Origin of the sequence: Globicatella sulfidifaciens DSM 15739 (genome assembly GCF_900167405.1) — a bacterium.
Classification (GTDB): Bacteria; Bacillota; Bacilli; order Lactobacillales; family Aerococcaceae; genus Globicatella; species Globicatella sulfidifaciens.
On record NZ_FUWO01000005.1, the window covers coordinates 29139 to 45558 of the forward strand.

Below are 16420 nucleotides of genomic sequence, written 5' to 3' on the forward strand. Positions count from 1 at the left end.
CTTATATTAAAAAAAATGATACAATACCCATGAAGAGTCGAGTTGTGATTCTTGACAAAAAAATTGAGGTGAAGTTTTATATGAAACGTATTGCCGTTTTAACCAGTGGTGGCGATGCTCCAGGAATGAACGCAGCGATTCGTGCTGTTGTTGAACAAGGTGCTCACCATGGCATTGAAGTGGTAGGAGTAAACTATGGCTTTAAAGGTTTGGTTGAAGGAAACTTTAGAGAATTGACGGTTGCATACTGTCAAGATAAGATTCGCCGAGGTGGGACTTTCTTATATTCTGCACGTTTCCCAGAGTTCAGAGAAAAAGAAAACCAGCTTAAAGCAATCGAACAAATGAAAGCTAAAGGTATCGAAGCTTTAGTAGCAATCGGAGGCGATGGTACTTTTACCGGAGCATTACAATTACAAAAACATGGCTATCCAATTATTGGTATTCCGGGAACAATTGACAATGATATTCCAGGAACAGAATATACGATTGGATTTGATTCTGCCGTTAATAATGCTTTAGATGAAATTGACAAAATTTCAGATACAGCATCTTCTCATAACCGTACTTTTGTGGTGGAAGTAATGGGACGTCATGCAGGAGATATTGCTGTTTGGGCTGGGGTTGCAACGGGTGCGGATGCAATTGCGATTCCTGAAGCAGATTTTGATATGAAGGATATTGTCAGACGTGTCCATTCTGGTCGTGCGAATGGTAAAGATCATTCAATGATTATCTTAGCTGAAGGCGTAATGGGTGTTGACGAATTTATCCATGGTTTCCAAAAAGTAGATCCTGGTATGTCAATTCGTGGTATTACTTTAGCCCACGTTCAACGTGGTGGTAGTCCAAGTGCTCGTGACCGTGTTTTCGCAACTTTAATGGGTGCACGTGCGGTTGACTGTTTAATTAATGGTCAAGCCGGTCTGTTTATGGGTGTGAAAGGTGAACAATTCGCAACTTTCGATATCATCGAAACTTTAGAGAAAAAATCACATGCCGTACGTCAAGATTTATACCAATTAAATCAAGATTTAACTAATAAAGCCAACTAACATTATCGCAAAGTTCAATTAAAAGGAGAAAAACATAGATGAAAAAGACTAAAATTATTTGTACTTTAGGTCCAGCAACTAATACACAAGATAAAATAGAAGCATTAATTAATGCCGGTATGAACGTTGCTCGTTTTAACTTTTCACATGGTAGCCATGAGGAACATTTAGAGCGTTTCAATGCTTTAAAAGCAGCGCGTGAAGCAACTGGCAAATTAAATACAGCTATCCTTTTAGATACAAAAGGCCCAGAAATCCGTACAAATGATATGGAAAACAATGGCGTAGAATTAGTCCGTGGTAATACTATCCGTATTTCAATGACCGAAGTATTAGGAAATGCTGAAAAATTCTCAGTTACTTATGCTGATTTAATCAATGATGTAGCTCCTGGTAATCACATTTTATTAGATGATGGTTTGGTTGATTTATTAGTTACAGAAATCGACCATGAAAATGGTGAAATTGTAACCAAAATTGAAAATACTGGTGTGTTAAAATCTAAAAAAGGTGTTAACGTACCAAATGTTTCCGTTAATTTACCTGGAATTACGGAAAAAGACGAATCAGATATTCGTTTTGGTGTACAAAATGGAATCGACTTTATTGCAGCTTCTTTCGTACGTCGTGCAAGTGACGTTATGGAAATTCGTGCGATTTTAGAAGAAGAAGGCGACTCAAAAGTTAAAATCATGTCTAAAATTGAAAACCAAGAAGGTGTAGATAACATCGAAGAAATCTTAGCTGTTTCTGATGGTATCATGGTTGCGCGTGGTGACTTAGGGGTAGAAATCCCAACTCATGAAGTGCCAATCGTTCAAAAATACATCATTAAAAAATGTAACGAAGCAGGTAAACCAGTTATAACAGCTACTCAAATGTTAGACTCAATGCAACGTAACCCACGTCCAACTCGTGCAGAAGCAGGGGACGTAGCGAATGCAATCTTTGATGGTACTGATGCGGTAATGTTATCTGGTGAAACAGCAGCAGGGGACTTCCCGGTTGAAGCCGTTACGACAATGGCTGATATTTGTATTCGTACAGAAGCAGCATTAGAAGGTCAAGATGCTTTTGCTTTAAAACGTTACGATCAATCAGACATGACCGAAGCGATTGGACAAGCGGTTGGTCATACAGCGCGTAATTTAGGTATTGAAATTATTGTAGCAGCAACATCTTCAGGTCATACAGCGCAAATGATTTCTAAATATCGTCCAAATGCAACTATCGTAGCAGCTACATTTGATGAACAAACAGCTCGTCGTTTATCAATTACTTGGGGTGTTAATGCACACGTGATTGAACGTCCGGCTTCAACAGATGAAATGTTCGATAATGCAACAGCATTAGTTCAAGAAAAAGATTATGTTTCGGAAGGTGACCTAATCCTTATCACAGCCGGTGTACCAGTAGGTGAATCTGGAACAACAAACTTAATGAAGATTCAAGTTATTGGAACTCAATTAGCTAATGGTGAAGGTGTTGGTAATGGACACTTTATCGGTAAAGCAGTTTTAGCAGAAGATGCAGAAACTGCTAACAAAAATGCTGTCATTGGATCAGTTTTAGTTGCTCGCACAACCGATAAAGACTATGCACCAGCATTAGAAAAAGTTGGCGCAATTATTACTGAAGAAGGTGGAATCACTTCACACGCAGCTATTATGGGGATTGAACGTGGTATTCCAGTCATTGTCTCAGCTAAAGAAGCTTTGGATAAAATTGCTAATGGAGAATTAATTACTGTAGATGCGCGTCGTGGCGTGATTTACCGAGGAGCTACCATTAGTATCTAATTCATTTAAATATAAATAGTGAGTGTTCAGAACAGTATTGTTTTGAACTCAGTTATAAAATTAGCTCGAACTTCGGTTCGGGCTTTTTTATATATTAAGATGAGGCTGGGCATAAACATGATATATTTTGTCAAAATTATTGTTCATTAATTAAAAGCGCAGTGGTTTAGTGGACTCAAACGGCGTCTTAATAAGATTGAACATAAATTTTAAAAAATTCAGTCAAATTAGTGCTTATTTATTACAATCGCAGTGGTTGAGTGGTCTCAAACTGCGTCTTAAAGACTTGTATGAGACCTACTCCCAATACATTCCTTGAAGACGGCTTATCAGGAAGGAACGCTCGAACGAAAAATAAAATTATTCTTCAAATATAAGTTACTTGTGATTGACGAAGTAGGATTTAATGAAATAAGTCCCCTTGAAGCCAAATTATTCCTTTAATTGATCAATATACGATATACAAAATGCTCCACGATCTTCACGAGTAACTTAACCTTCGATAAATGGCATAGGCATACCATTATGGGACAAGATGAGATGTTAACAAAGGCAATTATCGATCGTATTTTACATCATTCTTATTTCATTAATATAACAGGATCTTATTATTGAATTAAAGACAAACTGTCCGCACGAAAAAGTGTGGAATCTTAAATGAGACAAATAGGGATTTTTAAGTTGACTTTAATACCTACTCCCTTATTATGTAGAGTTTTGAAAAGATACGATTTTGTTGGATAAAAATTTAATTATTCAGCTCTTATAAACTTAGGAAGTAGGTTGATTATAAGTAAAAGTTTGTACTGATTGTTGGAATCGAATTTTAATGATACGTGAATTCATTTTTGATAAGAATATAAATTTGCTAATATATCCTAAACAAATTCAAAAATTGGTTTGTAATCAGAAAATTATTTTAACAAAAGATATGATGTATTCTTAGATTATCCATGAAAAATCAAGGATATTCCATATTAAAGTATTAAAAATCTCTAAACTTTAAAATATATGTTGACAAGTCATCAGATGATTGTTATTATAATGATTGTAAAGCGCTTGCAGATATATTACAAAAAAAATGACATTTGGAGGTCCATTATGGAAACAGTAGGCAACTCAAGAGAGGTAAGTTATAACCGTGCAAAACTCTGGCAGATAATTTGTTTTGCGGCAAATAACACTTCTACAAACATTTATTTAGTTGCATTTAGCTTTGTGACATATTTCTCAACAGGTATTTTAGGACTTGCTGCTATTTTTGTAAGTCAGATAATGGGGTATATTCGTATCTTTGATGGTTTAATTGATCCTACAATTGGTGTGATAATTGATAAAACGGATACTAAATTCGGCAAATATCGACCAATTCTAATTATTGGGAATATTATCACAGCGTTATCATTTATTTTCTTATTTAATATTCATAAGTTTGGGTCAGCGATGACAATACCACTATTTATTATTGCATTAATCATCCATAAAATTGGGTATTCAATGCAACAAACGATTACAAAAGCAGGTCAAACTGCTTTGACAAATGATCCAAGTCAACGGCCTGTTTTTAATATTGTTGATGGTGTGATGACGGCAATTTTATTCTCCGGAGCACAAATTGTCATTTCTGGATACTTGACAAAAAAACATGGTGGTTTTACTGATGGATTTTTCGTTGAATTAAGATGGGGCGTTATCATTATCTCAGCTGTTTTAGCATTAATAGCGGTTATTGGTATTTGGCAAAAAGATAATCAAAAATATTTTGGTTTAGGAGAAGAAAAAACTCAAAAAACTGATTTAAAAGATTATCTGAAAGTTATTAAAGGCAATAAGCCATTACAAGTTTTATCGCTTGCGGCTGCAATTATGAAATTTAATGCTCAAATGTTTGGTGATGCAGTGGTTAACGTGATGCTGTTTGGTATTTTATTTGGCGATTATGCATTGTCAGGGGCAATCTCTGCGATGATGATTATTCCGAATGTATTAGTAACAACCTTTGCTGCAAGTGTTGCACGTAAAAAAGGGTTAAAATATGCTTATGTACTTTGTTTACAAATTGGTTTAGTTGGATTGATTGCTTTAGCGTTTATGTTGTTAAATGGTGGACCTGGCGCGTTAGATTTAACAAATTGGGGACTATACTCGATTGGTTTTGTAGTGCTTTTTGCTATCGGTCGTTACTTTACTTCTGCTCCATCCGGTTTAGTATTAACAATGGGAGCGGATATTTCGGACTATGAAACATCTGTTTCTGGTCGATATGTGTCTGGGATGATTGGGACTATTTTTTCATTCACTGACTCTATTGCTTCGTCATTTGCACCAATGGTTGTCGGATGGGTGTTGGCTGCAATCGGGTTTGCTCAAGACTATCCAACTGCTGAAACAGCTTTAACTGGAGATTTAAAATTTGCAACAGCATTATTATTTGCGATTATACCAGCTGTAGGAATCGTCATCGCTTTAATCTTAATGCGTTTTTATAAGTTAGATCGTGAAACGATGATTCAAGTTCAAGAGAAAATTCATGCGATGAAAGCAGCAAAAGATGTTGAACGTACAATCGATATTGCACAAAATGTTGAATTATCGGATATGGATTATGTGGATCTATCACAATATCCAATTGATGAAGAAGAGTAGTATAATAAAGAAGTAACATAAGTAAGCAGGGGGTGGACCAGAAGTAGACAATTGAAAAAATTTTCACTTGTCTGTCCACCCCCGTACAGTTGGGAGTGGACCGGAGTAGAAAATCAAATGATTTTCGCTTCATCTGTCCACCCCCGCAAAGTTGAATAGGTATCAAACAAGTCGTTAAGACGCAGTTTGATGTCACTCAACCACTGCGCTTTTATTAAGCGATCAATAACTTTATTGAATTTATCAATTTTATGCCTTACCTCTTTAAGACGCAGGTTGAGGCCACACAACAACAGCTAGATATACTATATAGATTAGACCAAACAATTATTTAGTTTTTGCCCAGTCTCTTTTAAAAATAATTTAGAAAGAAGGAATGTTGAATGCTTTATCCAATAGGAACAAAAACACGGACTGTCATGGATTTAAATGGCCTTTGGAACTTTAAATTAGGGGAACATCATCCAAGTGATTTATTATCGACTAAAGAAGTGATGGTTGTACCTACCTCTTTTAATGATGTAGTGGTTGATAAAGAAAAACGACAATACATTGGTGATTTTTGGTATGAAAGATTTTTTGAGGTTCCGACTTTATCTGATACTGAAGAATTGGTAGTACGTTTCGGTTCCGTTACTCATCATGCAAAGGTTTATATCAATGGAGAACTAATTGGCGAGCATAAAGGTGGATTTACTCCGTTTGAATGTGTGATTCCTGAGTCCTTATATAGCGATGAAACAAACTTAAAAATAAGTGTCTGTGCTAATAATGAATTAAACTATAGTACATTACCGGTTGGTAATTATATTGAAGAAGAACAAGAAGATGGCACCAATAAAAAAGTTGTGAAAGAAAATTTTGATTTCTTTAACTATGCGGGAATTCATCGTCCAGTGAAATTAATCATTAGACCCAAAATTCATATTGAAGATATCGTGATTACAACAGAATTAAATGATACATTAACGACTGCTGATATCAAAGCTACTGTTGTAACCTCGAGTCCGATTGATGCTATTGAGATGACTATTATCGATGAGGATCGTCAAGTGGTCGAAAGATTAACTGATGGTCAAGCAACAATTCATAATCCACGTTTATGGGAAGTTTTAGATGCCTATCTTTATAACTTACATGTTGAAATCATTAAAGATGGACAAGTAGTGGATAGTTATGATGAAAAATTTGGCATTCGTACAGTAAAAGTTGAAAATGGGCAATTCCTGATTAATAATAAGCCATTCTATTTTAAAGGCTTTGGAAAACATGAAGACACCTTTATTAATGGACGTGGTTTAAATGAAGCGGCTAACTTAATGGATTTAAACTTATTAAAAGAAATTGGTGCTAACTCATTCCGTACTTCTCATTATCCTTATTCAGAAGAAATGATGCGATTAGCAGACCGTATGGGTGTGGTAGTAATTGATGAAGTAGCAGCTGTTGGATTATTCCAAAACTTTAATGCCTCTTTAGATTTAAAACCTACTGATCGAGGCACATGGCAAGTAATGGAAACTCATGAAGCACATGAACAAGCGATTCGGGAATTAGTGAAGCGTGATAAAAACCATCCTTGTGTCGTCATGTGGGTTGTCGCGAATGAACCGGCAAGTCATGAAGAAGGTGCTCATGAATATTTCGAACCATTCGTAAAATTATATAAAGAGCTCGATCCACAAGATCGTCCAGTCACTTTAGTCAATATGTTAATATCTACACCTGAAAATGATAAGGTGATGGACTTAGTGGATGTCATTTCACTGAACCGTTACTATGGTTGGTATGTCGACCATGGAGATTTAGCTAAGGGAGCAAAAGGATTAAAAGATGAACTTGAAAAATGGCAAGAACTGTACCCAGAAAAACCGATATTAATGACAGAATATGGGGCAGACACTTTACCAGGACTTCACTCAATGTGGGATATTCCTTACACTGAAGAATTCCAAGTAGATTATTATGACATGCACCATCGTATTTTTGATGAAATACCAAACTTAGTGGGAGAACAAGTATGGAATTTTGCAGACTTTGAAACCAATCTAATGATTATTCGCGTACAAGGGAATCATAAAGGATTGTTCTCACGTAATCGTCAACCTAAACAAGTGGTACGTGAATTTAAGAAACGTTGGACTAATATTCCAAATTACAATTACAAAACTAAATAACATTAAATTTTGTAAAAGTACTAAAATTAAAATCAATCACCGGCAATGATAACTGAATTTTGTTGTCGGTTGATTGATGAATCATAGTAATAAAAAAATTTACGATCATAAAACATCATATGATTCGATAGATTTATACAGTTGACAGTATTTAAAAATGCGTGTTACAATTAAATCATCAGATGATTATATAAGTAGAAGGAGAATTAAAATGACTTTATTAAAATCAGATTATGTCTTTTGTGTCGATTCGGATGGTTGTGCAATGGACACTATGACATACAAACATCAGCTCTTTTTTGGACCGATAGCAGCAGATGAATTTGAAATTTCCGATCGTGAGACATTTTTAAAAGAGTGGGATAAAGTAAATTTATTCTCTCGTACACGTGGCGTGAACCGTTTCGTGGCTTTATTAATGTTATTAGAATTTGCTAATGTTGATAACATCGATAACTTAAAATCATGGGTAGAGACGACATCATCACTATCTAATGCCTCTTTAGAAGCAGAAATTGCTAAAAATCCAGCAACTGATTTAAAAAAAGCTTTGGTATGGTCTAATGAAGTTAACCGTCAAATTAAAAGTTATGATGGAGATGTGTTAGCTTTTGAAGGTGCAAAAGAAGGTTTAATTCATTTACATGAGTTAGGTAAATTATTTATCGTTAGCTCTGCCAACAAAGAAGCAGTTGTGGAAGAGTGGGAAGATCAAGAGTTAATGCCTTATATTGATGATTTATACTGTCAAGACCGTGGGAAAAAAGAAGATGTGATTGCGATGTTAATTGCCGAAGGTTATGATCCTTGTAAGATCATGATGATTGGCGATTCACCGGGAGATTTACATGCGGCAGAAATGAATAATGTGAAGTTTTATCCGATATTAGTTGGAAAAGAAAAAGAATCATGGTTAACTTTAAAGTCAGAAGTTGCCGATAAATTCATAAACGACCAATTAACGGAACAAGATTTTGAAAACTATGCAACTACCTTCTGGGACAATTTAGATAAGGAGCGATAATTGTGACTAACTTAGTAGATTTAAGAAAAACACCATATAATTTAGATGAAGAAGCCATTGCTTGGATTGAAAAAACAATTAGCGAAATGACTTTAGACGAGAAAATAGGTCAATTATTTGTTAACATGGGTTCTAGCCGTACTGAAGAATATTTAACTGATGTGCTAAACCAATATCACATTGCAGCTGTACGTTATAATAAAGGAAAATCTGATGAAGTTTGGGATCAAAACTATATTTTACAAACTAAATCAAAAATCCCATTGCTAATTGCTGCGAACACTGAAGCTGGTGGTGATGGTGCAGTTACTGATGGGACCAAAGTTGGCGATGAAATTAAAATAGCTGCAACTAATGATCCAAATTATGCTTATGAAATGGGAAGAATTGCAGGTATTGAAGCATCAGCAGTTGGTTGTAATGCCTCTTTTGCACCCATTATGGACTTATCTCGTAACTGGCGTAATCCAATTATTGCGAATCGTACATGGGGAGCTAATGTTGATCAAACAATTGAATTATCCAAAGCATATATGAAAGGGATTATGGAATACGGTATTGTACCATTTGCAAAACATTTCCCTGGAGATGGAATCGATGAACGAGATCACCATTTATCCTATGCATCCAATCCGATGAATAAAGAAGAATGGATGTCAACTTTTGGTCGTATTTATGGTGAGATGGCGAAAGCAGGATTACCAGGAATTATGGCAGGGCATATCCATTTACCAAATGTCGAGCGCGAAATGCATCCTGAACGTGAGTTAGATGATATGTTACCGGCTTCTTTAAATAAAACTTTACTAGATGAATTATTAAGAGGTGAATTAGGCTATAATGGGGCGATAGTAACCGATGCGTCTCACATGGTAGCTATGACGGCTTCAATGCCAAGACGTGAATTATTACCTACAGCGATTGAAGCTGGTTGTGATTTATTCTTATTCTTCAATGATCCAGATGAAGATTTCCAATGGATGAAAGAAGGGTATGAAAAAGGAATTTTAACTGAAGAACGTTTATTAGATGCTTTACGTCGTACGCTTGGATTAAAAGCAAAATTAGGGTTACATAAGTTTGAAGGACGTCGTGAAGAAATCATGATGCCAAAAGAAGAAGCTTTAAAATTAATTAATACAGAAGAATCACAACGTATTTCAGATGAAGTTGCTGACAAGGCCATTACACTAGTAAAAGATAAACAAAAAGACTTATTCCCAATTACCCCTGAACGTTATAAACGTATCCTAATCGTCAATGTTGAAGGATATAAAGGTGGTTTTGGTGCCATGATTAATGCAGGTAAAAAACGAGCATCTGATACCATTAAAGCGTTATTAGAAGAAAGAGGACATGAAGTAACTATTTGGGAATCAACGGAAGAACGCATTATGAAATTACCAGAAGCTGAACGTGGTGCTGCGATTGCCAATGTATATGCTCAAAAACAACCGATTTCTAATTTGACTGACCATTATGATTTAATTCTTAATTTAGTGGACGTCAATTCAGGTGGAACCACTCAAAGAATTATTTGGCCAGCTGCTAAAGGAACACCAGATCAACCATTCTATGTACATGAAGTGCCAACGATTGTCGTTTCAGTACAACATGCCTTTGCTTTAGCAGACATGCCACAAGTTGGTACATACATTAATGCGTATGATAGTAAAGAAAATACGATGCTTGCCTTAGTTAAAAAATTAGCAGGTGAATCAGAATTCACCGGTGTCTCTTCGGTTGACCCATACTGTGGCTTACTAGATACCCAAATTTGGCGTCAATCTAAATATTAATCAAACCAAAATGTTTCAATAAATTGCTTTTGATGATTAATAATTAAATATATCATTAAAAATAACCGTCTCTTTTTTCTGAAGAGACGGTTATTTGCGTTATCTTTAATTCATTTGGCATTATCTATTTTCATATCATGATAGCAATATACACGGCTAATTTTAAATTATTTGACTTTATTGGCAATTTTAATACAACATATAATTCAAAATTTCAATTAAAGAATGTTTTAAACTGATTTTAATTTGATCTGAAGCAACTTTTTCGATTAACACTAAGAGTTTTGCAATTGAAAGATTTTTAAAAGACCCTTTTCATTTTATTTAACGTAAAGGCTGGGCATAAACTTTACAAATTCACTCAGATTAGTGCTCGTAAATAAAGAGTGCAGTGGTTGATTGGCATCAACCTGCGTCTTAACGAGATTGAAAATAAATTTTAAAAAATTCAGTCAAATTAGTGCTTTTCATTAAAAGAACGCAGTGGTTGAGTGGTCTCAAACTGCGTCTTTCGACTTGTTTGAGGCCAACCAAACTGTGCGGGGTTGAACAGACGAATATAATATCATTTGAGGTCTATTTCTTGCCTACTCCCATTTTTCACCACTAAATCAATAATAAAGACAACTAAATGAATGTTTATCACAATCTATTAATCAATAAAGACAACAATCCGTTAGTTAAGTCAATCTCAGGAACAATAATTTCAGATATAAATCAAGTCCTATTTATGGTACAATTGATGAGAATAATTGTAGAAAGGATGATAATGTGACTTCGAGTAATATCCAATGGTTTCCTGGTCATATGGCGAAAGCTAGACGAGAAGCAAATGAAAAATTAAACTTAGTTGATATTGTGATTGAATTGGTCGATGCACGTATCCCTGAATCGAGTCGTAATCCAATGATTGATGAGATTGTCGGTCAAAAACCACGTGTGCTAGTCTTAAATAAGGCTGATTTAGCAGATAAACGTATGACACAACAATGGATTGACCACTACCAAGAATTAGGTTTTCCAGCAGTGGCGATTGATGCGCAACACAATGTAGGGTTAAAACAGTTAATGAAACTCTGCAATGAGATAATGCAACCTTATTTTGAAAAGCAAAAAGCCAAAGGTGTTAAGCCACGTGCAATCCGCTTAATGATTTTAGGGATTCCTAACGTAGGTAAATCTACCTTAATTAATCGTTTTGTTGGTAAAAATCAAGCGATTACCGGTAATAAGCCTGGCGTTACCAAAGCACAACGTTGGTTAAAGATGGGAAAAGATTTTGAATTATTAGATACGCCTGGAATTTTATGGCCTAAATTTGAGGATCCGGCAGTAGGACAAAGATTAGCGATTACTGGTGCGATTAAGGATCAATTACTGCATATGGATGATATAGCGTTAGCTTTGATTGATATTATCCGCAATCGCTATGCTGATATTTTAATTGAACAGTATAAATTAACCGAGGAACAAGTACATGCTGAAACTAGTGTTAATCTTTTACTTGCCATGACAGAAAAAATGGGGTTGAAAGAAGATTATATGATGGCAGCTGAACGTTTTATTTTTGATTATCGTCAAAATAAATTAGGGCAATTAACATTGGACATTCCGTATCATGAGGTGTCATTTGATGACTAAATCTTTATCCATTCGTTCAATTAAAGAGTTAATCGACTCATTTCAAAAAATAGAAGAATTGCAGGCGACCGATTTATTAAAAGATGAGCGAAAAGGTGTGCAAAAGTTAATTCAACAGTTTGAAAAACGTTTAGCACGAGAAGCTTTAATTAAAGAAGAGCATTTACAACGCTTAAGTATTGAAAATAAACTTCGAGCACAGGGGTTTCAATATATTGCCGGTATTGATGAAGTGGGGCGGGGACCTTTAGCGGGACCAGTCGTGACAGCAGCTGTTATTTTACCTGAAGATTGTGATGCCCTAATGGGTGTAAATGATTCTAAACAATTAAATCATGAAAAACGAGCACATTTTGTTGACTTAATCAAGGCAACTGCTTTAGCTTATTCTATCACAGTAACGTCTGTTGCAGAAATCGATCAATTTAATATTTATGAAGCTACTAGACGTTCAATGTTAGCGTCGGTTCAAAAACTAACCATTCAACCAGATTTTTTATTATTAGATGCTATGAAAATTGATTCGCCTTTACCACAAGCTTCTATCATAAAAGGTGATCAACGTTCTTTAACGATAGCAGCCGCGAGTATTTTAGCTAAGGAATATCGTGATCAGTTAATGATTGATTATGGAAAAATATATCCAGAATTTGGTTTTGAAAAACATATGGGTTATGGTACCAAAACACATCTAGATGCTTTGGCTGAATTTGGTTATACTCCCATTCATCGCCAATCGTTTTCACCAGTAGCCCAAACGCTTAAAATTTATAACAAATGATTTTATTCATCCATGCGTATTTACTTATTAAGGAGAGTGAATACACATGGATTTATCTATTAAAGAGCAGATGATTGGACTAATATATTCAGGGGTTAATTATCGTTCCCAAAAATGCTACTTGTCTTATATATTTCAAGAACATTTACAACAAGAAGTCTTATCAATGAAAGAGATTTATCAAATTATTAAAATGTTAAGGCTTAGTAATCAATTTACGGATCAAAAAGTGATTGATTGGCAAGTGGCTGAATTGGCATATTTCAAACAATTAGCAAAATCGACGATTATTTTTGGTGAAGCGCATTATCCACGTCTATGGTATCAATTGGCGCAACCGCCTTTATTGCTCTTTTATCAAGGGGATTTGTCTTGTTTAACTCGTCCATTGGTATCAATTGTAGGGTCACGGCTGACCACTGAATATGGTCGGATGATGACAGAGTCATTAGTCGCGGCCTTTGCCAAAGAAGGTTGGGGTGTAGTCTCAGGTTTAGCCCGAGGAATCGATCGGATTGTCCATGAGACATCATTAGCTTATCATTCAAAGAGCACTGTCGCTTTGATTGCCAGTGGCCTTAATCGTACCTATCCAAGTGAACACCAACAACTTCAACAAACCTTAGCCAAAAATCATTTAGTAATTTCGGAATATTTACCGGATAGTCCGCCTTTAAAGCATCACTTTATTATGCGCAATCGCTTAATAGCGGGAATTTCACCGATTACTTGTGTGATGGAAGCAGCTCAAAAGAGTGGAAGTTTAATCACTGCTAATTATGCTTTGCAGTGTAACCGAGAAGTATTTGCTTTACCGGGGCGCGTGATTGATAAGCAATCTCAAGGCTGCAATCAATTAATTGCTAGCGGTGCGTATCCTATTTTAAATGTATCGGAAACAGTAGCTGACGTTCGCCAATTATTTAAAAATCAAAATTATTTTTAATATTTATATTTGACAACCTGTCTTCTTTCCTATAATATGGTTAACGATTTGAATTAAAAAATAACGAGTCAGTTTTTGACTATATAATAGAAGGAAAAAAATCAAAAAGAATGAAAGAAAGGCAGGTGCGATAATGTCTACCTATAAAAATCTAGTCATTGTCGAGTCGCCAACAAAAGCGAAAACAATTGATCGCTATCTTGGAAAAAACTATAAAGTTGTTGCCAGTAAAGGTCATTTACGTGATCTACCTAAAAGTAAAATGGGTGTTGATATCGAAAATAATTTCGAACCTCACTATATTAGTATTAGGGGCCGCGGTGACACGATTAAAGAATTAAGAAAATTAGCGAAAAATTCTGAAAAAGTTTATCTTGCAGCCGACCCGGACCGTGAAGGTGAAGCAATTGCATGGCATTTATGCCATTTACTGAATTTAGACTTAGATGCAGAAAATCGAGTGGTTTTTAACGAAATTACGAAAGATACCGTTAAGGAAGCGTTCAAATCGCCACGTAAAATTAATCAGAACCTAGTAGATGCACAACAAGCTCGTCGTATTTTAGACCGTGTAGTAGGGTACTCTATTTCACCTTTATTATGGAAGAAAATTAAAGGGGGTCTATCTGCTGGACGTGTGCAATCAGCTACTCTAAAAATTATTATCGATCGTGAAAAAGAAATTCGTAATTTCAAACCGGAAGAGTATTGGAAAATTCCAGCAAAATTTAGTAAAGGTCGACAAAAATTTGAAGCAGAATTTTACGGTATGGATGGTAAGAAGATGGATTTACCAGATGAAGCCGCTGTTGAACAAGTGATGAAACGTTTGGATGAAAAAGCACCTTTCAACGTCACCAACATTGAAGAGAAAGAGCGTTTACGAAAATCTTCACCACCTTTTACTACCAGTACTTTACAACAAGAAGCATCTAATCGCTTGAATTTTAGAACCAGTAAAACGATGATGGTTGCCCAACAATTGTATGAAGGGATTACGATTGGACGTCAAACCGTTGGTTTAATTACTTATATGCGTACCGATTCAACGCGTATCGCACCTTCGGCACAGGCTGCCGCGTATGAGTTTATTCGTGATAATTATGGTCCACAATATAATGGTAAATCTAGAGCAACTAAAAACAGTAGTGGTGCTCAAGATGCCCATGAAGCCATTCGACCATCCAATCCAGCGATGACGCCAGACAGCATTAGTGATTCATTGACTAAAGATCAACTGAGATTGTATTCACTTATTTGGGCGCGTTTTATGGCGAGTCAAATGGCTGATGCAGTGTATGATACGATTCGTTGTGATATTGATCAAAATCAAGTTCAATTTAGAGGATCAGGATCACGCATCAAATTTGATGGTTTCTTGAAAGTGTATCCAAGTAAAGCGAAAGACAATTACTTACCAGAATTAACTATCGGTGACGAAGTAAAAGCTGTTGAGTTAGAACCGAAACAACATTTTACTCAACCTCCAGCACGTTTTAATGAAGCAAGTTTAATTAAGACATTAGAGGAAAAAGGAATCGGTCGTCCGTCAACTTATTCACCTACAATTGAAACGTTACGCAAGCGTTACTATGTTAAGATGGTTGCGAAACGGTTTGAACCGACTGAATTAGGTGAGATTGTGAATGATGTGATGTCAGAGTTCTTCCCACAGATAGTCGATACCGACTTTACCGCAGAAATGGAACATGAATTGGATTCAATCGAAGAAGGTAAAGAACAATGGGTCAATGTGTTAAGTAAGTTTTATGGTGATTTCGAAACGGATTTAACAAAAGCCGAATCAAAAATTGAAAAGATTGAAATCAAAGACGAACCAGCCGGGTATGATTGTCCAGAATGTGGCAATCCAATGGTCGTTAAGATTGGTCGTTATGGCAAATTCCATGCGTGTAGTAACTTCCCAGATTGCCGTCATACCGAAGCCATTGTGAAGAAAGTTGGCGTAAAATGTCCTCTTTGTCACGAAGGTGAAATTATTGAGCGTCAATCGAAGAAAAATCGTATCTTCTATGGATGCGACCGTTATCCTGCTTGTGAGTTTGTCTCTTGGGACAAACCAATTGCACGTAACTGTCCAAAATGTGACCATTATCTGGTAGAAAAAACAACTCGTAAAGGTCGCGAAGTGAAATGTAGTAACTGTGATTACCAAGAAGAGGTAGAATCATAATATTAATCAAAAAAGCAGTCAGGCAAATGGAAAATGAATCCATTGGCAGACTGCTTTTTTATGCTATTTAGTAAGTCAAATAATAAACTTGTATTATAGAAAATTAATTTTTTGTTCTTAAAAGTAAATGTTCGAAAAGACATCGCAATTTATTTATTTAAAAGCACTAAAAAGTTCGCTTTCTACTATTAGTAAATGCCCGGTTATCGCCCTTATTTCTTTTAAGTAGTGATTGCTTAAGAGACTGGGCATAAACTTGATAAATTTATTTAAGATTATTGTTCATTAATTAATAGCGCAGTGGTTGAGTGGTCTCAAATGGCGTCTTAACTAGATTGAACATAAATTTGAAAAATTC

The 16420-nt window shown here is 35.6% G+C and carries 10 protein-coding genes and 1 pseudogene; all 11 read left to right on the plus strand.

The genetic code is table 11. From position 1 onward, the window contains the following. The first annotated feature begins 80 nt into the window (after nt 1–80). Nucleotides 81–1055, plus strand: a complete 975-nt coding sequence (pfkA, locus tag B5D12_RS03840) for a 6-phosphofructokinase (protein ID WP_078755573.1) — start codon at nt 81–83, stop codon at nt 1053–1055. Nucleotides 1056–1093: 38 nt separating this feature from the next. Next, a complete protein-coding gene (gene pyk, locus B5D12_RS03845; protein ID WP_078755574.1) occupies nt 1094–2854 on the plus strand; it encodes a pyruvate kinase in 1761 nt (586 codons plus the stop codon). Nucleotides 2855–3169: 315 nt separating this feature from the next. Beyond that, nucleotides 3170–3469: pseudogene (locus B5D12_RS10615) on the plus strand (ATP-binding protein). A 486-nt stretch (nt 3470–3955) separates the two neighbouring features. Next, nucleotides 3956–5500, plus strand: coding sequence for an MFS transporter (locus B5D12_RS03855; RefSeq protein ID WP_078755576.1), 1545 nt, complete (start codon nt 3956–3958; stop codon nt 5498–5500). A 383-nt stretch (nt 5501–5883) separates the two neighbouring features. Continuing rightward, a complete protein-coding gene (gene uidA, locus B5D12_RS03860; protein WP_078755577.1) occupies nt 5884–7677 on the plus strand; it encodes a beta-glucuronidase in 1794 nt (597 codons plus the stop codon). 211 nt (nt 7678–7888) lie between these two features. Next, entirely contained in the window at nt 7889–8701 is an 813-nt protein-coding gene (locus B5D12_RS03865; protein WP_078755578.1) for an HAD family hydrolase, read from the plus strand. A gap of 2 nt (nt 8702–8703) precedes the next feature. Further along, nucleotides 8704–10500, plus strand: a complete 1797-nt coding sequence (locus B5D12_RS03870; protein WP_078755579.1) for a glycoside hydrolase family 3 protein — start codon at nt 8704–8706, stop codon at nt 10498–10500. Nucleotides 10501–11307: 807 nt separating this feature from the next. Beyond that, nucleotides 11308–12141, plus strand: a complete 834-nt coding sequence (ylqF, locus tag B5D12_RS03875) for a ribosome biogenesis GTPase YlqF (protein ID WP_078755650.1) — start codon at nt 11308–11310, stop codon at nt 12139–12141. After that, nucleotides 12134–12922 carry a ribonuclease HII gene (locus tag B5D12_RS03880; protein WP_078755580.1) on the plus strand — a complete coding sequence of 263 codons (789 nt, stop codon included), beginning with the start codon at nt 12134–12136 and terminating at the stop codon, nt 12920–12922. Before ylqF ends, B5D12_RS03880 begins: the two co-directional genes overlap by 8 nt. Nucleotides 12923–12968: 46 nt before the next feature. Then, nucleotides 12969–13868 (plus strand): DNA-processing protein DprA, encoded by a 900-nt coding sequence (gene dprA / locus B5D12_RS03885; protein WP_078755581.1) that lies wholly within the window; start codon nt 12969–12971, stop codon nt 13866–13868. Nucleotides 13869–14001: 133 nt separating this feature from the next. Further along, nucleotides 14002–16062 (plus strand): type I DNA topoisomerase, encoded by a 2061-nt coding sequence (gene topA, locus B5D12_RS03890; protein WP_078755582.1) that lies wholly within the window; start codon nt 14002–14004, stop codon nt 16060–16062. Nucleotides 16063–16420 lie beyond the last annotated feature (358 nt).

Coding starts and splice junctions, on each gene's coding strand:
- pfkA (WP_078755573.1), top strand. CDS start 81: ATGAAACGTATTGCCGTTTTAACCAGTGGTGGCGATGCTCCAGGAATG.
- B5D12_RS03880 (WP_078755580.1), top strand. CDS start 12,134: ATGACTAAATCTTTATCCATTCGTTCAATTAAAGAGTTAATCGACTCA.
- topA (WP_078755582.1), top strand. CDS start 14,002: ATGTCTACCTATAAAAATCTAGTCATTGTCGAGTCGCCAACAAAAGCG.
- B5D12_RS03865 (WP_078755578.1), top strand. CDS start 7,889: ATGACTTTATTAAAATCAGATTATGTCTTTTGTGTCGATTCGGATGGT.
- pyk (WP_078755574.1), top strand. CDS start 1,094: ATGAAAAAGACTAAAATTATTTGTACTTTAGGTCCAGCAACTAATACA.
- ylqF (WP_078755650.1), top strand. CDS start 11,308: ATGGCGAAAGCTAGACGAGAAGCAAATGAAAAATTAAACTTAGTTGAT.
- uidA (WP_078755577.1), top strand. CDS start 5,884: ATGCTTTATCCAATAGGAACAAAAACACGGACTGTCATGGATTTAAAT.
- B5D12_RS03855 (WP_078755576.1), top strand. CDS start 3,956: ATGGAAACAGTAGGCAACTCAAGAGAGGTAAGTTATAACCGTGCAAAA.
- dprA (WP_078755581.1), top strand. CDS start 12,969: ATGGATTTATCTATTAAAGAGCAGATGATTGGACTAATATATTCAGGG.